The following is an 18,278-nucleotide window of genomic DNA, read 5'->3' as shown; positions in this document are numbered from 1 at the left end:
TGGGCGCCGTGCGAAGCGCCCTGCGGGCCGCCGGGGACTGGCTGGAGGAGCAGCGCCCGGAGACCGACCTGGTGATGCTCGGCTGGGCCGGCCGGATGGGCCCGGTCCTGGCCGGGGCGGGCCCGGTCGGCACGGACCCGGCGACGGTCGAGCGGGCCGGACGGGCCGGACGGGCCGGGGACTGGCTGGAGGAGCAGCGCCCGGAGACCGACCTGGTCGGCGGGGGCACGACGGCGCTCGCGCCGTCCCGGACGCCGGAGGCGCTGCCCGGCGGGGCACCGCACTCCGGCCGGGTGCCGGGCGGCGGCCCGGCACCCACCCAGACCCCCCGCCGGCCCGCCCGGGCGACCACGGACCTCCGGACGCCCGCCCGCCCCGGGCCGCTCACCACCGGTGCGCAGCACGGCAGTTCGGACGAGGAGGCAGCCATCGACTGCCTCGTCACCCGGCACCCGCACCTGCCGCGCGACCGGATGGGCCACCGGCTCAACGACGCCGGCCGGTGGCTGATCACCGAGGCCGTGGCGAGCCTGTACGGGGTGCGGTTGAGCCCCCGCGAGCTCGCCCGCGACGAACACCGGCGGTGGAGCGTCCCGGCGCTCGGCCTCACCGCCTCGGTCGCGCACTGCGACGCGTACTCGACGGTGGCGCTGGTCTCCGGCCAGACCGTCGGCGTGGACCTCCAGGACCACCGGGACCGCCCGTACGCGATGCAGTGGCTGGGCGCGCTGCTCGGCCGCCCCGACGGCGAACCCGCCACCATGCGGGACTTCGCCGAGTGCGAGGCCCTCATCAAGGCCTCCCACCTGCGCAAGGAGACCTTCGCGGGCGTCCGGCTCCCCGACTGGCGGGCCGGCTGGCGCCCCACCAACACCGGCCACCTGGTCCGCTCCACCGACCTCGGCCAAGGCCTCCACCTGGCCCTCGCCACCGACGCCCCCGCCACCGTCCGCTGGTGGTGGCAGCCCGCCCCCAGCACCCCCGCCACCCGCACCGAAGCCCTCACCCTGGAGCCCACCGCATGACCGCCACCGCCGCCGCGGCCCACCCGCAGCCGGGGCAGGGCCGGCCGGCCGAGCCCGGCGAAGCGACCGCCGGTACCGCCGCCGCGGCCCGCACCTGTACGCGGTGGGACTGCTCGGCCGAACCCGTCGGCCCGCAGGCGGACTCCGGTTCGGCCCCGATGCCACCGGCCGGACCCGGCCGCGCGCAGCGCCAGGTCGTGGCGCGCACCTGCGCGCAGTGGGACTGCCTGCCCGAACCCGCCGCCCCGACCGAGGACTCCGTCGCCCCGGCCCTGGAGCTCGTCGCATGACCGCCACCGCGACCGACGCCCGCCCGGAGCCGACGCCCGCCCCCGCCCCCGCCCCGACGTCCGAACTCGCCGCCCCGACCGAGGACTTCGCCGCCCCGACCTTGGAGCTCGCCGCATGACCGCCACCGCCGTTGCCACGCCCGCCCGGGCCTACTCCCGGCGGATCTCCCAGATCGAGCGCGGCTACCTGAACGCCAACGCCACCGGCACCCCGCAGCTGATCCAGATGGTGATCGAGGGCGAGGGCCGCATCGACCCGGAGCAACTCGCGGACGCGGTACGGCAGTCGACCGCCGCCAACCCGGGGCTCGCGGTCCGCCGCAAAGGCCCCAACTGGCGGGCCGAGGACGCGCTGCCGCCGATCACCGAGCTGCCCGCCGACGCCGGGTTCGAGCACCCGTTCTTCCACCGGGACCTGGACGTGGTGGCCGGGCCGGTCTGCGAGGTGGGCCTCGCCAACGGGCCGGTGATCAGCCGGCTGGTGGTGCGGGCCAGCCACATCGTCACCGACGGTCGCGGCCTGCGGTACTGGATCGAGGACCTGTTCCGCGCGCTGCGCGGCGAGGCCCTGATCGGCGCCGACTCCACCGTCGACGACACGCACTTCCGCGCCGCCGCCGCCCCCGTCCCGGCCGCCCCCGTCCCGGCCCGGGTGGAAGGCGAACCCGCGATCCTCGGGCAGGGCCCCGCCGACGGGACGGCGCTCTGGCTGCGACGCTCGATCGCCGCGACGCCGTCCGCCGTCACCGCCCGGATCGGCGCGGCCGTCTCCCGGCTGCTGACCGCCGACGCCGGCCGCCTGATCATCCCGGTGGACCTCCGCCGCCACGACCGCGAGGTGCGCTCCACCGCCAACCTGACGTCCCAGCTGGTCCTCGACCTGCACCGCGAGGACCGCTGGAACCGGCTGCACAGCCAGCTGCTCGCCGCCATGCTCCGCAAGCGCGAAGTCGCCGCCCTGGAACGGGACTTCCTGCGCAACAACCCGTTCGCGAACTCGCTGCGGGAAGCCCAGGAGCTGGACGGCACCCGCTTCCCCTGCACCGCGATCCTCACCGATCACGGCCGGATCGACACCGAGCTGTACCGCACCGCGCAGTTCCGCCCCACCGAGTACTGCACCCTGCCGATGCTCGTCCCGTACGCCGAGATGTTCCTGAGCACCTGCCAGATCGACGGCCGCACCGAACTCACGCTGTCCTGCCGCAACCGGCCCGACGCCCGCCCGGCCGCCGAGGCCGTCCTGGACGAGGTCGAACGCGCCCTGCTCGCCGCCGAGTGACCCGGACACCCCTCCTCCCGCTGATGAAGGACCCGCGAAGATGCCCACCAAGCAGCCCGCCCGCACCACGGTGAACGCGGCCAAGGGCAAGGCCCGCCGCAATCCGGGCCCGGCGCGCAAGCCCGCCGCGAAGCCCACCGCCGCCAAGCCCGCCGCCGCCAAGCCCACTGCCACCAAGCCCACTGCCACCGCCAAGCCCGCCACCGCCGCGAAGAAGAAGCCCGCCGCCCCGAAGACCACCGAGCCCGCAGCCGTGGTCGACCAGGCGGTCGCCGTCGCCGTCGCCGAGCCGGAGGCCCCCGAAGCTCCCGGAACGCCCGCGGTCGACGCGAAGGCCGACACGAAGGCCGACGCCCCGGCCGGGCAGTCCGGCCAGGACGGCGGAGGCCCGTCCAAGTCCGCGCTGATCACCATGGCCGTCGCCATCGGCGGCGGGTTCATCGCGATGCTGGACACCACCATCGTCAACGTCTCCATGCAGGAGACCACCGCCCGCTTCGGCGGCATCAACCAGGTGCAGTGGGTGGTGACGGCCTACCTGCTGGCGCTCGCGGCGACCATGCCCGCGACCGGCTGGCTGTCCACCCGGTTCGGCACCAAGCGGGTGTTCGTCGCGGCGACCACCCTGTTCGCGCTGGGTTCGCTGGGCTGTGCCGCCGCCCAGTCGCTGGACCAGCTGATCGCGTTCCGCGGCGTGTCCGGCGCGGCCGCCGGCGTCCTGATCCCGGCGTCGACGATCCTGCTGACCCGCGGCGTGCCGCGCGAGCACCTGGGCCGGGTGCAGGGCCTGAACGGCTCGGTGATGCTGATCAGTCCGCTGCTCGGCCCGACCATCGGCGGTCTGCTGGTCGCCCTGGGCGGCTGGTCGGCGGTGTACGTGGTGAACATCCCGCTCTGCGCGGTGCTGCTGTTCGCCGCCGTGCGCTGGGTCCGCAAGGACGCCCCGCCGGCCGGCAGCGCGAAGCCGCTGGACCTGCTGGGCCTGGTTTCCTCGGCGACCGCCACCGTCTCGCTGGTGCTGGCCATCCACGAGTACGCCGAGCAGGGTGCGAAGGCGAGCGTCTCGCTGCTGCTGCCGCTGGGTCTGGCCGTGGTCGGTGCGGCGGTGTTCGTGGTGCGCGAGCTGAAGGCGAAGTTCCCGCTGCTGGACCTGCGGCTGTTCCGCATCCCGGTGTACGCGACGGCCGTGGTGAACATCTTCTGCCTGGGCTTCGTCCTGTACTCGCCGATGATGCTGATCCCGCTGTACTTCGAGGACGCCCGCGGCGAGTCCGCGGTGACCACCGGTCTGCTGATGTCCACCGGCGGCCTGGGCGTGGTGACCGCGGCGTGGCTGTCCCGGGTGCTGCTGCGGAAGATCGGCGGCGGTGCGACGGTGCTGATCGGCATCAGCCTGACGATCGTCGCGACCATCCCGATGACCGGCCTGACCGGCACCACCGCGTACCCGCTGATCTGCGGCAGCCTGGTGATCCGCGGCCTGGGCACGGGCCTGACCATCGTCCCGACGATGACCCGGGCGTTCCAGTCGATCCGTCAGGAGTCCATCCCGGACGCCTCCGCGCAGCTCAACCTGACCCAGCGGATCGGCGGCGCGCTGGCCATCGCGGTGGTCACCGTGGTGCTGACGGACTCGGCCCGCAGCCACCACGGCATGGTGCCGGCCGCGTTCGCGCACTCCTTCGGCTGGCTGCTCTGGGTCTACGGGGCGACGCTGCTGCCCGCGGTGGCGCTCCTCCTCGCGGACCGGATGGAGAAGCGCCAACTGGCGGCGCAGCAGGCCTGATCGGCCATCGGCACGACGCCCGCGGTCAGCGCGTGGCGGGGAGCCAGCCGTCCTGGACGGCGTGCACCCCGGCCTCGAACCGGCTGCGGGCGTCCAGGCGTTCCATCAGGTTGGCGGCGAACCGGCGGGCGGTGCGCGGGGAGACGCCCATGCGCTTGGCGATGGCCTCGTCGGTGTGGCCCTGGGCGAGCATCTTCAGCACGGCGAGCTCGTGCGGGGCCATTTCGTCGGTGTCGCAGCACCGGGGCGCGTCGCCGACCGGGATCGCGCTCGCCCACACGCCCTCGAACAGCGCGCACAGCGCGGCCACCGTGCCGGCGCCGCGCAGCACCACCGCGCCGGCCCGGGCGTCCTCGGTGTCGATCGGGAGGACGGCCTGCTGCCGGTCGAAGATGATCATGCGGATGGGGAGTTCGGGCACCGTGCGGACCTGGCCGCCCCGCAGGTTCAGCCAGGTCACGTGGTCCAGGGTCGGCCGGTGGTTGCGGACGCTGTCCAGGTAGACGGTGCGCATCTGGACGCCGCGTTCCAGCAACGCCGTGTTCGGCTGCCGGCTGGCCCGCAGGTCCTCCTCGGTGTGGGCGCCGCCGGGGGCGAAGGTCGCCACCTCGTGGCGCACCGACCCGGCCAGTTCGGCCAGCCGCTCGCGGATCATCTCCGGCCCGTTCAGCTGCTCGGACGCCGCGTCGGTGGCGGTCGGCCGGAACGCCGAGCACTCCGCGATCAGTTGGGCCGCCGCGGCCCGCGACGCCTCCACCCGCAACTGCTGGGCGGCCAGCTCGGCCTGCTGACGGGCCAACAGCACTTCCATCGCGGTCTCCGGCCCCACTGCCCGGAACCCGATGCCCTCCCGGCCGGACGGCTGGATCAGGGCCAGTTCGCTCAATCGGTCCAGGCCGGTGCGTACTCTCTCCTCGGTGAGGCCCAGGGCCGCCGCGAGGGCGCCGACACCGGCCCGCGGATCGGCCAGCATCCGGCGGTATATGGACTCGGCCTCCGCATCGAGCCCCAGAACATCCAGCATGGATCGGTCCCCGTTTCGATCAGCGCCAGTAAGAACTACATCTTTTCCTGAGCTTACTGACACACGGCAACCACACCCTGACCCGAACATTCCGGAAACATGTCCGAACAACGGCGTTGCGGACACAACCGGGGAAACCTTCTCCGAATCCGCTCAGAGCGCTGCGGCGACCACCGGCCGACCGACCGTCAGAACCGTTGCGGACCCGGCCGCGTCGGGCGGATCGGGCAGCAGTCGCGAGCAGTCCCGCACCAGGCTGTGGAACGAGAACAGTGCCGAGCCCTCCTGCCGGATCAGGTTGTTCTCGAACAGCGCGTCGAGGCAGCACTCCACCTCGTCCGCGCTCAACCCGGTCACCGCCGCCGCCCGGTCCACGTCGAACGCGTCGACCGGCTGACGGCTCATCAGGCAGCTGAACCGCTGCTGCACCCGGTCCAGGTACTGGTAGGACGCGCGCAGCAGCGCCATCAGGTCGCGGTCCGAGGTGCGCAGGCAGCGCGCCCGCCGCGCCGGGTCGGCCAGCCGCTCCACCAGGTCCGCGACCGACCACGCCGGACGGTCGCGCAGCCGGGTCGCGGCGATCCGCACCGCCAGCGGCAGGTAGCCGCACAGCGCCGCCGCCTCCGCCGCCCGGACCGGCTCCCGCGCCACCCGGCGCTCCCCGGCCACCCGGGCGAGCAGCTCCACCGCGTCACCCGGCGGCAGCACGTCCAACGGCAGCGCCACCGATCCGTCCAGCGCGCTCAGCTTCCGGCGGCTGGTCACCAGCACCAGGGTCTCGCCGGCGCCCGGCAGCAGCGGGCGCACCTGCGCACTGGTGGACGCGTCGTCCAGCACCAGCAGGCAGCGCCGGCCCGCCAGCCGGGAGCGCCACAGCGCGGACCGCTCCTCCAGCGACGCGGGAATCCGCTCCGGCGGCATCCCGTCCGCGTGCAGCAGCGCGGCCAGCGCCTGGGCCGGCGGCACCGGCGGCCGGGTCTCGTCGAAGCCGTCCAGCGCGGCGAAGAACTGGCCGTCCGGGAAGTCGGCGGTCACCCGGTGCGCGAGGCGCACCGCCAGGGTGGTCTTGCCGACGCCGCCCATGCCGTCGATGGCCAGCATCAGCGGCGCGCCCGCCGCCCGCCGGGCCACCGCCTCCTGGAGCAGCGCCAGTTCACCGGTGCGGCCGACGAAGTCCGCGAGGTCGTGCGGCAGGCAGTTCGGCCGCTGTCCGGGCGCCGGGTCCGTCCCGGCGGACGGCCGCGCCGCCGGTTCGGCGACCGGCCCGGGCGCGTCGTGCACGCCGGGCGCGTCGGCGAGGATCTCCGCCTGCAGGGCCCGCAGTTGGGGGCTCGGCTCCAGGCCGAGTTCGTCCGCCAGGAAGCGGCGGCCCTCGTCGTACACCGCCAGCGCGTGCGCCTGCCGTCCGCTGCGGCACAGCGCCGTCATCAGGCTCCGCCGCAGCGAGTCGCGCAGCGGGTACTCCGCCAGCAGCGCCGTCAACTCGCCCACCAGCGAAGAGGTCTCACCGACCTTCAGGCGCAACGCCATCAGGTCCTCGATCGCGGTCAGCCGCTGCTCGTTCAGCTTGACCGCCGCACTGGTCACCGCCGGGCAGTGGATGCCCGCGAAGGCCTCGCCGCGCCACAGGTCGACCGCGGACTGCAGCAGCCGGATCGCCTCCGGGAACCGCCCGTCGCGTTCGGCGGCCCGGGCCTCCCGCACCTGGCGGGTGAAGCGGTGCGAGTCCACCGCGTCCTCGGGCGCCACCAGCCGGTACCCGACGTCCACCGTCACCAGCCGGTGCTCGCCGGCGGCCAGCACCCGTCTCAGGTCGCGGATCGCGTTGTGCACCTGCGGTCTGGCCGACGGCGGCGGGTCCTCCCACAGCTCGTCCACCAGGAAGTCCATCGGCACCACCCGGCCGGCGTTCAGGAGCAGCAGCGCCAGGAGTCTCTGCTGCCGCATGCCTCGGACGTCCACCAGGACGCCGCCCTGGCGCGTCTCAAGCGCGCCCAGGACCAGGAATTCCATCGTCTTCACCCCCGTGAGTGCGATCGGTCGGATGTGCTCGTCGGTGTGCTCGGTGGTGCTCAGCCGCCCCAGGTGACGTCGCCGTTCGGGCCGACGACCGCGGTCGGGCCGTCCGTCGGGGTCAGCGGCGCGAGGCCGGTGTTGCTGCCGACCTGGCCCCAGGTGACGTCGCCGGCGACATTCCCGGAGTATTCCACCGACGTCGCAGAAATGGCCACGGCGGCAATTGCGGCGACCGAGAAAGCGACCAGCTTGGAGACACGGGTGACCAGCACGGGAATTCTCCTCGGAAAGTGTGGTGAGTTTCTCCGGGTAATTTCTCCGGAGTTTTTGTCGGCGGCTGCTCCCGCCGACACCACTACTCTGCTGCACCCGTGCCCCGGAGGGAACAGGAGTCGACTGGACGGAACATGCACTGTCCTAAGCCGTCCACGCCCACCGCTACTCGAAGCCCCACCAGGGCCCCGGAACGAGGGCCGCACCCACCGACAGCACGGCGAAACCGGCCAGCTCGGGCTCCCCTTCGACGGCCCGCCGCACCAGCGCGCCGGTCCGGCGCTCGGCCTCCAGCAGGGACGGCGCCAGCGTGAACACACCCACCGTGACCTCGGCGGACACGGTGCGGTGCACGCTCACGTGCTCCAGTGCGTCCAGGTCCTCGGCATGGGAACGGATTAATTCCGCCAAGTCGGGAGGAGTGCCTCGACCGACCGGCGCGCGAAGTCGTGCGTGAACCAGATGCATACTCCCATCTTCGGCTCCGCCACTAGGTGCCCGAACGACATCGCCCTGGTCGATTTATGACATGGCATAAACCGACCAGGCGGGGTATCCGGCGATATCGGGCGGAAACGGCGGCAGGGCCCCGGGAGCGATCTTCCGCTCCCGGGGCCCTGCCCGGTGTCACGTGTCCACAGGCCTGTGGACAGCCGCTACGGCTCGGACGTCAGCGGCCCTGGAGCGCCTTGACGTTGTCGCCGAAGGTCCAGCCCTTCGAGCCGTCCCAGTTGATCGACCAGTCCATCAGGCCCTTCAGCTGCCCGTTGAAGGCGCTCCACGACTGGCTGACCAGGCCGGGAGCCATGTAGCCGCCACCCGCGCCCGGCTGGGCCGGCAGGCCGGGGACCTGCTTGTCGTACGGGACCTTGATGGTGGTGCCCTGGATGTTCAGGCCGTTGTTCAGGCAGGTGGTCTGCGCGGTGAAGCCCTGGACGGTACCGGCCGAGTACGAGTCGCCGGAGCAGCCGTACATGGAGCCGTTGTAGTACTGCATGTTCAGCCACCACAGCCGGCCGTTGTCCACGTACTTCTTGATGATCGGCAGGTACGAGCCCCAGATCGAGCCGTAGGTGACGCTGCCGCCGGTGACGTACGCGGTCTCCGGGGCCATGGTCAGGCCGAAACCGGCCGGCATCTGGGAGAGCACGCCGTCGATGATGCGGATCAGGTTGGACTGCGAGGGGGACAGCGTGCCGATGCTGCCGCTGCCGGACAGGCCGGTCTCGATGTCGATGTCGATGCCGTCGAAGTTGTACTTCTTCAGGATCGGCACCACGGTCGCCACGAACCGGTCCGCGACGGCGCTGGAGCTCAGGTCGATGCCCGCGGCCGCGCCGCCGATCGACATCAGGATGGTTGCGCCGGCCGCCTTGGCCTGGCACATCTCGGCCGGCGTGGAGACCTTCACGCCGCTGTCCATGCCGTCCTGCCACAGCACGGTGCCGTCCGAGAGGATCACCGGGAACGCGGCGTTGATGACGTTGTAGCCGTGCTGCGCCATCCGGCTGTCCGTGATCGGCGTCCACCCCATCCCGGGATGCACGCCGTTGGACGCGCCGTCCCAGTTCTCCCAGTACCCCTGCAGCACCTTCCCGGCCGGCTTCGGCTTGGTCGGGCAGGTGGCGTCACCCGAACTCGGGCTGGACGACGGGCTGCCGGACGGGCTCGACGACGGGCTGGACGAAGGGCTGCTCGAAGGGCTGCTGGACGGGCTCGACGACGGGCTGCTCGACGGGCTGCTCGACGGGCTCCCGCTCGGGCTTCCGCTCGGCGACGGGCTGCTGCCGCCGGGGCCGGTCAGCGAGATGTCGTCCGCGTAGTACGCGGGCTGCCCGTACCAGCCGTGCACGAAGACCGTCACCGAGGTGGTGCTCGCGCCGGTGGTGAAACCGACGCTGAGCTGCCCGTACGAGGCGTTGTTGGCGGTCCAGGTGGTCGGCGAGGTGGTCAGGCCGTTGCCGGTGGCGCCCAGGTACACGTAGCTGCCCTGGACGAACGCGCTCAGGGTGTACTGCGAGTTGGGCTGCACGCTGATGGTCTGGCTGCACTGGGCGGTGTCCTGGCCGCCGGGGGTGGCCTGGAGCGCGGAGCTGCCGGAGTGGACGGGGCTGCCGACGACCGCGGCGCCGGAACACGTCCAGCCGGAAAGCCCGTTCTCGAAGCCGGAGTTGGCCACCAGGTTGGTGGTGTCGGCGGCGGCCGTGACCGAGCCGGCCACCGCGAGGCCGGCGCCGACCACGGCGGCGGCGCACACCCCGGCGAGGGAACGCTTGAGAACGGTCGGCCCGGGTTCGGGCCGCATCACCTGCACTGCGCGTTCCACGCCCGCCCCTTGCGGGCGTGACGTGCGCGAGCTCCGACGGAACATCTGGTGCTCCCTTCCCGCCGAGCATGCGCGTGGGGGCGTGACGCCCGGCTCTGGGTGAGGTGGGTACATGTGGGGCTGTGCCGACCGGATCGTAAAAGCGCTGGCAGAGCTCGTCAATAGGTCTGGACCAAAGGCAAGGGTGGTCTGGACCATCGGCGAGGGAGGGCCGGTCGGCGAGCGCGAGCGGCCCCGAATTCCCCTGCCCCGTAAGCAGGGTGGACACTGGCCGGGTGCGCCCTTCCGGCGTCGCGCACCCGGCACCATCCGGAAGAGAGGGCCTGGACGTGGACTGCCGAAACCCTGCCGGACTGCTGGCCGAGGCCTGCGCCGCCGCCGGTCGCCCGAGCGTCGGCGCGGAGCTGATCCGGGCCGGCGAGAACACCCTGTGGCGACTGCCCGGCAAGGTCGTCGTCCGGATCGCCCGCACCGGCCAGACCGCCGTCGCCGCCCGCGAGTTGACGGTCGCCCGATGGCTGCGCGGCCACCGCGTCCCGGCCGTCCGCCCGCTCGACCGGCCGGCCGGCCCGATCGTGGTCCGCGGCCGCCCCGTCACCTTCTGGCACGAACTCCCCCCGCACCGGCACGCCACCGCCCCCGAACTGGCCACCGCCCTCCGCCGGCTCCACCGACTGCCCCCGCCCGACACCGACCTGGGCACCCTCGACCCGTTCGTCCGCCTCGCCACCCGGATCGACGCCGCCGCCGCCCTCGACGCCCCGGAACGCGACTGGCTGCACGGCCGACTCGCCGACCTGCGCACCGCCTGGGCCGAACTCAACCCCGCCGCCCGGCCGACGACCGTCGTGCACGGCGACGCCTGGGGCGGCAACCTCGCGGTCACCGCCACCGCCGCCCACCTGCTCGACTTCGAACGCACCGCCCTCGGCCCACCCGCCTGGGACCTGACCTCCACCGCCGTCGCCCACGACTCCTTCGGCAGCCTCGCCGCCCCCGGCTACGCGGCCTTCTGCACCGCGTACGGCGCCGACGTCACCGAGTGGCCCGGCTACCCCGTGTTCCGTGCCGTCCGCGAACTCCGGCTCACCTGCTACGCCCTGCAGCAGGCCACCGCCGACCCCCGGCACCGCGCCCAGGCCCGCCACCGCCTCGCCTGCCTGCGCGGCGAGCACGGCCCCCGGCCCTGGCAGTGGACCGCCGTCGACTGACGGTCAGTCCACGCAGGGCACCCCGCCCAGCCGCACCGGCGCCGAGGACTGCGGAGCACTGCTCACGGCGGGCGAGGACGACGGCCCCGTCCCGTCCAGGATCTGCCGCGCCGCATCCGGCACCGCCCGCAGCCTGTTCCCCTCGTACGTGGTCGGCAGCGTCGAAGCGGTGCCGCGCCCGCTCGCCAACGCCGGTACCTGCCGGGCGAAGTCGGCCGGACTCCACCCCTGATCCGTCACCAGCTCGTCCGCCAACGCGTCGTACAGCGCCTTGAGCTTCGCCGGATCCGCCAGCGCCCCGCCGTCGCGCAGCTTCGCCACCACCCCGGCCAGGAACGCCTGCGCCCGCACCGTCCGCCCCAGGTCCGAGCCGTCGCCGACGCCGTGCCGCTGCCGGACGAACGCCAACGCCTGCGCCGGGTTCAACTCCTGCCGGCCGGCGGGCAGATCGATGCCGCTCCAGCTGTCCTCCACGGCGTGGTTCAGACAGACCGGCACCCCGCCGAGCGCCTGCGCCGCCCGGTAGAAGCCGATCATCGAGAGCTCCATGTAGTGGTCGACCCGCACCCCCGTGAGGTGCTCCACGGCCCGGTACAGCGCGCCCCGACCGGCCTCCCGGGCGCGCCGGTTCAGCTCCTCCGCGGACAGGCCCTGGCCGCTCAGCCGCTTCCGTTCGGCCGCCACCGCCGTCGAGAACACCGAGTTGAGCGGCACCTTCTGGTTCTGCAGGTCCGTTGCCAGCAGGTCGCGCGGCAACGACAACTGCCGCACCTCCCCGCCCCCCGCCGGGATACGCACCAGCATCACCGTGTCGGCGGTGTCCCGGTCCGGCAGCCCGGCGTGCAGATCGCCGTGCACCAGCTCCGCGGGCGCCGGCCGGCCCTGCCCGTCCACGGTGGAGTCCAGCCCCACCAGCAGGATCGTCACGTCGCTCGTCAGCGGCGGCGGGGGCGGGGGCGGCGAATCGGCCACCAGCAGCGCGTCCGTCCGCTGCCCCGGAATCCCGTGCGGCACCGACAACGCCCCCGCCGTGACCACCGCGACCGCCGTCAGCGCACTCGCCAGCAGCGCCACCCGCCGCCGGGCCCGCTTGCGCCGCCGCCCGACCTCCAGCCCGCCGTCCACCAGCCGCGCCGTCACCTCCGGCCCCGGACCACCGCCCGACTGCCCGAAGGCCTCCCCCAACCGCACCTCGAACTCCTCTTCCCCGCCCGTCACTTCGGCTCTCCCTCGCCCCAGGTCCCCGCTCACCGCGCCACCAGCTCCGCCAGCTCCGCGCCCAACAACGCCCGCAATTTCGCCAACGCCCGCGAACAGCGGGTGCGCACCGCGGCCGAACTGTCCTTCACCATCGCCGCGGTCTCCTCCACGCTGCGGTCCTCCCAGTACCGCAGCACCACCACCGCCCGGTCCCGCGGCGGCAGCTGGCTCAACGCGTCGACCAGCGCCAACCGCAGGTCCGAGTCCGGCTCCCGCGTCACCACCTCCGGCAACGCCTCGCTCGGCCGCTCACTGCTGCTGCGCCGCCGCTGATGCGTCAGATACGCCCGCACCAGCACGGTCTGCGCGTACCCGGCCGGATTGTCGATCCGCCCCGCCCAGCTCGGCCGGTGCAGCCGGTGCCACTGGACGTACATCTGCCCGAGGGTCTCCTGCACCAGGTCCTCGGACAGATGGGCGTCCCCGCCGGTGAGGAAGTACGCCGAGCGGTAGAGCTGCCCGGACCGGGCCGCCGCGAACGCGACGAACTCCTCCTCCAGGGCCGCCCGCCGTCGAGCTGTGGCCACGTTTCCTCTCCCCTCGCCGAATCCGCCCTATGACGATCCGGCCCGGCCACGATGTTTCATCCCCGGCCGGAAGAATTTTCCCGACCGCCGGTCCTGTCCGGTAGCGGCCACCCCGGAGGCCCCGCCCGCTGGAAGGATGGAACAGCCCCACCGTTCGTCCCCCGCACAGGAGTTCGCCATGACCCCCGATCACGATCCACTCACCGGCAGACTCGTCCGGCTCAGAGAACTCCGCGACAGCGACCTCCCCCGGCTCACCGCCTGGTGGCGCGAACCCGGCCTCGCCATCCAGCAGCTCACCGGCCCCGTCCACCCCCAGCCCGACGGCCGCCTCGCCGACATGTTCCGCTCCTGGAGCCAGAACAACGGCACCGACCTCGGCCTCTCCGTCGAAACCCTCGACACCGAGGACCTGGCCGGCCACGTCACCCTCTACGGCGCCACCCCCAAGGACCGCTGCGCCACCCTCGCCATCATCATCGGCCCGCCCCACCAGGACCGCGGCCTCGGCACCGACGTCCTGCGCACCACCATCCGCTACGGCTTCGAAGAGCTCGGCCTCCACCGCATAGAACTCACCGTCAACAGCTACAACACCCGCGCCCTCGCCGCCTACCGCCGCGCCGGCTTCACCGAGGAGGGCCGCCGCCGCGAAGCGGTCTTCCGGGCAGGCAGCCGGCACGACCAGGTCCAGATGGGCGTCCTCAGCACCGAATGGCGCGACCAGCTGTAAGGGAGCGCACGAGGAGGGGCGCGAGGAGGTACCCCCACGCGCCCCTGATCGCTCAGCCCTGGAACGCCCCGACCCCCTGCGGCGTCCCCAGCCCCGTCGGCCCGTCGTACCCCTTCTCCGCCGTGCACAGGTACGCCGGCCGGCACGTGGCCGTCGCGCCGGTGACCACGTCGTTGAGCGCCGCCGGGTGCGCGTACGGGAAGCTCGCCGGCCGGCTCCCCGCCGTCGGCGCGCCGGCCAGCGCGTACGTCGCGGCGATGATCGGCGCGGCCGCCGACGTCCCGCCGTAGGTGTACCAGCCGGAGCCGCCGTAGGTCTGGTAGACGGCGACGCCGGTCTGCGGGTCGGCGACCGCGGCGACGTCGGCGACGGTGCGGCGGGTGCAGCCGGTGTCGGTCTGCCAGGTGGGCTTGGGGAGCCTGGTGGAGCACCCGCTGCCGGCGCCCTCCGTGGCACTGGTGGACCAGACGCTCTCGGCCCAGCCCCGCGCCGAGGTGTCCCGCCGGAGGGACGTCCCGCCGACGGCGGTGACGTGCGGCGAGGAGGCCGGGAAGATCACGCCGTAGCCGCCGTCGCCGGAGGCCACGGCGATGGCCACGCCCGGGTGGTCGAAGTAACGGCTGTCGTACGTGGCCGAGTTGACGCTCTCCGACGCGCCCCAGCTGATCGAGACGTACTTCGCGCCGAGCGAGACCGCGGTGTTCACGGCCGTCCCGAGGTCGGAGACGCTCGCGCTGTCGGCCTCGACGAGGAGGATGCGGGCGCGCGGGGCGATCGCGGACACCATGGCGAGGTCGAGCGCCGTCTCGCCGGCCCACGCGCTGTCCGCGCGCGGGATGCGGGTGCCGCCGCGCTGGTCGGTCTTGTGGAAGCAGCCGGCGGCGGTGGTGCAGGCCGGCAGGCCGTAGTGGCTGCGGTAGACGCCGAGGTCGGCCTCGGCGTTGGGGTCGTCGTAGGCGTCGACGATGGCGACGGTGGTGCCGGCGCCGCCGTCCGCGGGCAGCCCGTAGGCCGAGAGGAGGTCGGCGGGGCCGTAGCCCTGCTGGTCGGCGGCGGCGGTGCCGAGGACGCGCAGGGCCTGGCAGGCGGCGATGTCGGCCCGGGCGGGTCGGGTGCAGGTGTGCGTCCAGCGGGTGGCGCCGGCGTGGTGGTGCGGGTCGGCGTCGGCGGGAGTGGCGGTGGCGAGGGTGGTGAGCAGGGCGGCGGCGGTGAGGGCGAGGGTGCGCACGGACGGGCCTCCGGTCGGGGCTGCGGACCGGTGGCGCGCCTGGACGTCCCTGCACGGCCGGTCACGGTTCGTACAGGGAGTGTTGACGCTCCGTCAGTGTTTTATGCGTGTGTCACTCGGCCGGTAGATGGTCGACGCCGCCGATCTGGACGCCGGCCTGGCTGTGCCGCCGGGCCGGTTCGCGCCCGGGAGGCTGGGTGGGCCGTTCGCCGGGCGCGCCGATCCGCGCGGTGGGGCGGCTGACGGGCTTCCGGGTGTCGATCCGCAGCGGCTCGTCGTCGTGCAGGACGGTCAGCACGCTGCCGCGGCACAGGGTGTAGGTGGTGGTGGCGTGGGTGATGTCGACCCGCAGCAGGTGCTCGCGCACGTTCATGGCGAAGCACAGGCGTTGCAGTCCGGCGGGCAGCCGGGGCCGGAAGGAGAGCTGTTCGCCGCGGTCGCGCAGGCCGCCGAAGCCGGCCACCAGGGCGATGCAGGCACCGGCCAGCGAGGCCATGTGCAGGCCGTCGCGGGTGTTGCCGCCGAGGTCGTGCAGGTCCATCAGGGCGGCTTCGGCGGTGTAGTCGTAGGCCAGGTCGAGCTGGCCCACCTCGGCGGCGATGACGGCCTGGGTACAGGCGGACAGCGAGGAGTCGCGGACCGTCAGGCTCTCGTAGTAGGCGAAGTTGCGGGCCTTCTGCTCGGGCGTGAAGGCGTCGCCGCGGACCTGCATGGCGAGCACCAGGTCGGCCTGCTTGACGACCTGCTTCCGGTACAGGTCGAAGTACGGGTAGTGCAGCAGCAGCGGGTACTTCTCGGGCGGGGTGGTGTCGAAGTCCCACAGCTGGTGGTCGGTGAAGCCGTCCGCCTGCGGGTGGACGCCGAGCTGCTCGTCGTACGGGATGAACATCTTGTCGGCGGCGTCGCGCCAGGCGGCGGCCTCCTCGGTGTCCACGCCGAGCGCCGTGGCCTCGCGCAGGTGCTTCAGCGCGGTGTCGGCGGCGTTCCGCAGGTTGGATTGCGCCATCAGGTTGGTGAAGACGTTGTTGTCGGCGACCGCGCTGTACTCGTCGGGGCCGGTGACGCCCTCGATCCGGAAGTTCCCCTTGGCGTCGTGGTGGCCCAGCGAGCGCCACATCCGGGCGGTCTCCACCAGCAGCTCCAGGCCGTGCGTGCGCTCGAACTCGGTGTCGCCGCTGGCCCGCACGTACCGCACCACGGCGGCCGCGATGTCCGCGCCGATGTGGAACGCGGCGGTGCCGGCCGGCCAGTACCCGGAACACTCCTCGCCGCGGATCGTCCGCCACGGGAACACCGCACCGGCCAGGCCCAGTTGGGCCGCCCGCTCGCGCGCCATCGGCAGCGTGGTGTGTCTCCAGCGCAGCGCCTGCTTGACGGCCTCCGGCAGGCAGTACGTCAGCACCGGCAGCACGAAGGTCTCGGTGTCCCAGAACGAGTGCCCGTCGTAGCCCGGACCGGTCAACCCCTTTGCGGGGATGGCCCGTTCCTCGCTGCGGGCACCCGCCTGCAGCACGTGGAACAGCGCGAACCGGACGGCCTGCTGGAGTTCGACGTCGCCCTCGATCTCGACGTCGTTGTCGCTCCAGAACTTGCCCAGGAACTCCTTCTGTTCGGCCACCAGGCCGTCCCAGCCGGTGTACCGGGCCGCGGTCAGCGCCGCCTCCACCTGGTCGCGGACGGCGGGCAGCGAACGGGTCGCCGACCAGCCGTACGCCACGAACTTCACCAGCCGCAGCTTCTGCCCGGTGTTCAGCACCGTGGTGACGGTGATCCGCGCCTGGTCCTCCGAGGCCTCGGCGGCGGTGTCGATCCGCTCCGGGCCGTCGATCACGTGGTCGATCCCGGCGGCGACCCGCAGCCCGGAGAACCGGGTGCGGTGCACCAGCACGCCCTTCGTCCCGTCCGCGTGCCGCGACTCCGCCGCCAACGGGGCCTCCAGCACCGCCGCCGCCCGCGGATCGCCGTCCCCGCCGCCGGGCAGCTGCTCGTTGGCCACCAGCTCGGACTGCACCACGATCCGCACCGGGCCGTCCACCGCCTCGACCGTGTAGTCGATCGCGCACACCGCCCGCTGGGTCAGCGACACCATCCGCCGCGAGGAGACCCGCACCGTCCGCCCGGCCGGCGAGGTCCACTCGGCCTCCCGGCGCAGGATGCCGTCCCGGAAGTCCAGGCTGCGCCGGTGGCTGCGCAGTTCGCCGTACCGCAGGTCGAACGGCTCGTCGTCGACCAGCAGCCGGATCAGCTTGCCGTTGGTGACGTTGATGACGCTCTGCCCGGACTCCGGGAAGCCGTAGCCGCTCTCCGCGTACGGCAGCGGACGCAGCTCGAACACGCCGTTCAGGTACGTGCCGGGCAGGCCGTGCGGCTCGCCCTCGTCGAGGTTGCCGCGCAGACCGATGTGCCCGTTGGACAGCGCGAACACCGACTCCGCGCGGGCCTGCCCCGGCAGGTCGAGACCGTGCTCGCTGATCCCCCACGGATCGACCGTGAACGACTCCGACGGACTCATCCGCGCTCCCCGAGCAGCTCCGCCAGGTCGTCCACCACCACGTCCGCGCCGTGCTCCCGCAACGCCGCCGCCTGCCCGGTCCGGTTCACCCCCACCACCGTGCCGAACCCGCCGGCCCGGCCCGCCGCGACGCCCGCCAACGCGTCCTCGAACACCGCCGCGTGCTCCGGGGCCGTCTCCAACTGCTTCGCCGCCGCCAGGAAGGTGTCCGGCGCGGGCTTGCCCGCCAAGTGGTCGCGGGCCGCGGTGATCCCGTCGACCACCACGTCGAACATCCCGTCGATCCCGGCCGCCTTCAGCACGTCCCGGCAGTTCGCACTGGACGAGACCACCGCACGCGGCAACCCCAGCTCCCGCAACCGCTCCAGGTACGCCACCGACCCCTGGTACGGCTGCACGCCCTGCTCGCGGATCATCCGCAGCACCGTGTCGTTCTTCGCCGCCGACAGCCCGTTCACCGTCCGCGACCCCGGCGGATCCTCCGGCGTGCCCTCCGGCAATTCGATGCCGCGCGAGGCCAGGAACTGCCGGGTGCCGTCCAACCGCGGCCGGCCGTCGACGTACCGGTCGTACTCGCCGACCGGATCGAACGCGACGAACGGCGCGCCGGTGCGCTCCGACTCCGACCGCAGGAATGCGTCGAACATGTCCTTCCACGCGGCCGCGTGCACCTTCGCGGTCTGGGTCAACACCCCGTCGAGGTCGAACAGGAAAGCCTTGATGCCGTCCGGAAGTCCCAACATGAAGCCAGTCTCACCCGAGGCCGCCACTCCATGCCGGTCATC

General features: G+C 73.3%; 17 protein-coding genes. 7 read left to right on the top strand and 10 right to left on the bottom strand.

Annotated features, from left to right (window positions below):
• Positions 1-8: 8 nt before the first annotated feature.
• Genes AMK19_RS36265 through AMK19_RS31455 form a run of 5 tightly spaced genes read left to right on the top strand, consistent with a single transcriptional unit; the run spans position 9 to position 4,383 of the window.
• Positions 9-1,025, top strand: a complete 1,017-nt coding sequence (locus AMK19_RS36265) for a hypothetical protein (RefSeq protein WP_158071969.1) — start codon at positions 9-11, stop codon at positions 1,023-1,025.
• Complete coding sequence (locus tag AMK19_RS36260) at positions 1,022-1,315, top strand: hypothetical protein (RefSeq protein WP_073818460.1); 294 nt, start codon at positions 1,022-1,024, stop codon at positions 1,313-1,315. Before AMK19_RS36265 ends, AMK19_RS36260 begins: the two co-directional genes overlap by 4 nt.
• The gene (locus AMK19_RS38335; RefSeq protein WP_274537011.1) at positions 1,312-1,434 is read left to right on the top strand and encodes a hypothetical protein; all 123 of its coding nucleotides are present in this window, start codon (positions 1,312-1,314) and stop codon (positions 1,432-1,434) included. The genes AMK19_RS36260 and AMK19_RS38335 overlap by 4 nt, the downstream gene beginning before the upstream one ends.
• Complete coding sequence (locus AMK19_RS31465; protein WP_073818458.1) at positions 1,431-2,597, top strand: hypothetical protein; 1,167 nt, start codon at positions 1,431-1,433, stop codon at positions 2,595-2,597. The genes AMK19_RS38335 and AMK19_RS31465 overlap by 4 nt, the downstream gene beginning before the upstream one ends.
• A gap of 40 nt (positions 2,598-2,637) precedes the next feature.
• Positions 2,638-4,383, top strand: coding sequence for an MDR family MFS transporter (locus tag AMK19_RS31455; protein ID WP_083647523.1), 1,746 nt, complete (start codon positions 2,638-2,640; stop codon positions 4,381-4,383).
• 25 nt (positions 4,384-4,408) lie between these two features.
• On the opposite strand, the gene AMK19_RS31450 is transcribed toward AMK19_RS31455, so the two are convergent.
• The 5 genes from AMK19_RS31450 to AMK19_RS38745 form a co-directional block, all read right to left on the bottom strand.
• A complete protein-coding gene (locus AMK19_RS31450; protein WP_073818455.1) occupies positions 4,409-5,407 on the bottom strand; it encodes a helix-turn-helix domain-containing protein in 999 nt (332 codons plus the stop codon).
• 153 nt (positions 5,408-5,560) lie between these two features.
• Positions 5,561-7,420 (bottom strand): AfsR/SARP family transcriptional regulator, encoded by a 1,860-nt coding sequence (locus AMK19_RS31445; protein WP_073818581.1) that lies wholly within the window; start codon positions 7,418-7,420, stop codon positions 5,561-5,563.
• A gap of 59 nt (positions 7,421-7,479) precedes the next feature.
• On the bottom strand, positions 7,480-7,695 hold the full coding sequence (locus tag AMK19_RS31440) for a hypothetical protein (RefSeq protein WP_073818453.1): 216 nt from the start codon (positions 7,693-7,695) through the stop codon (positions 7,480-7,482).
• Positions 7,696-7,861: 166 nt separating this feature from the next.
• Positions 7,862-8,107 carry a hypothetical protein gene (locus AMK19_RS31435; RefSeq protein WP_143200504.1) on the bottom strand — a complete coding sequence of 82 codons (246 nt, stop codon included), beginning with the start codon at positions 8,105-8,107 and terminating at the stop codon, positions 7,862-7,864.
• Positions 8,108-8,366: 259 nt separating this feature from the next.
• Positions 8,367-10,067, bottom strand: coding sequence for a carbohydrate binding domain-containing protein (locus AMK19_RS38745; RefSeq protein ID WP_443135059.1), 1,701 nt, complete (start codon positions 10,065-10,067; stop codon positions 8,367-8,369).
• A gap of 284 nt (positions 10,068-10,351) precedes the next feature.
• Here AMK19_RS38745 and AMK19_RS31425 point away from each other — a divergent pair, with 284 nt between their 5' ends.
• Positions 10,352-11,233 carry a phosphotransferase enzyme family protein gene (locus AMK19_RS31425; protein WP_241844679.1) on the top strand — a complete coding sequence of 294 codons (882 nt, stop codon included), beginning with the start codon at positions 10,352-10,354 and terminating at the stop codon, positions 11,231-11,233.
• A gap of 3 nt (positions 11,234-11,236) precedes the next feature.
• Here the strand turns inward: AMK19_RS31425 and AMK19_RS31420 are convergent, their stop codons facing one another.
• Positions 11,237-12,451, bottom strand: a complete 1,215-nt coding sequence (locus AMK19_RS31420) for an LCP family protein (protein ID WP_073818448.1) — start codon at positions 12,449-12,451, stop codon at positions 11,237-11,239.
• A 29-nt stretch (positions 12,452-12,480) separates the two neighbouring features.
• The gene (locus AMK19_RS31415; RefSeq protein WP_073818446.1) at positions 12,481-13,020 is read right to left on the bottom strand and encodes a SigE family RNA polymerase sigma factor; all 540 of its coding nucleotides are present in this window, start codon (positions 13,018-13,020) and stop codon (positions 12,481-12,483) included.
• 178 nt (positions 13,021-13,198) lie between these two features.
• Between AMK19_RS31415 and AMK19_RS31410 the strand changes: the two genes are divergently transcribed.
• A complete protein-coding gene (locus AMK19_RS31410; protein ID WP_073818443.1) occupies positions 13,199-13,753 on the top strand; it encodes a GNAT family N-acetyltransferase in 555 nt (184 codons plus the stop codon).
• A gap of 52 nt (positions 13,754-13,805) precedes the next feature.
• Here AMK19_RS31410 and AMK19_RS31405 read toward each other — a convergent pair whose 3' ends face one another.
• The 3 genes from AMK19_RS31405 to AMK19_RS31395 all read right to left on the bottom strand — a co-directional run bounded on the left by AMK19_RS31405 (position 13,806) and on the right by AMK19_RS31395 (position 18,236).
• Positions 13,806-14,981 (bottom strand): S53 family peptidase, encoded by a 1,176-nt coding sequence (locus AMK19_RS31405; RefSeq protein ID WP_073818440.1) that lies wholly within the window; start codon positions 14,979-14,981, stop codon positions 13,806-13,808.
• Positions 14,982-15,093: 112 nt separating this feature from the next.
• Positions 15,094-17,493: a glycoside hydrolase family 65 protein gene (locus AMK19_RS31400; RefSeq protein WP_073818437.1), complete on the bottom strand. Its 2,400-nt coding sequence runs from the start codon at positions 17,491-17,493 to the stop codon at positions 15,094-15,096.
• Positions 17,490-18,236 carry an HAD family hydrolase gene (locus AMK19_RS31395; protein WP_073818435.1) on the bottom strand — a complete coding sequence of 249 codons (747 nt, stop codon included), beginning with the start codon at positions 18,234-18,236 and terminating at the stop codon, positions 17,490-17,492. Before AMK19_RS31395 ends, AMK19_RS31400 begins: the two co-directional genes overlap by 4 nt.
• Positions 18,237-18,278 lie beyond the last annotated feature (42 nt).

The organism is Kitasatospora sp. CB01950, assembly GCF_001905465.1.
GTDB lineage: Bacteria > Actinomycetota > Actinomycetes > Streptomycetales > Streptomycetaceae > Kitasatospora.
This window is presented reverse-complemented; position numbering and strand designations above follow the sequence as displayed.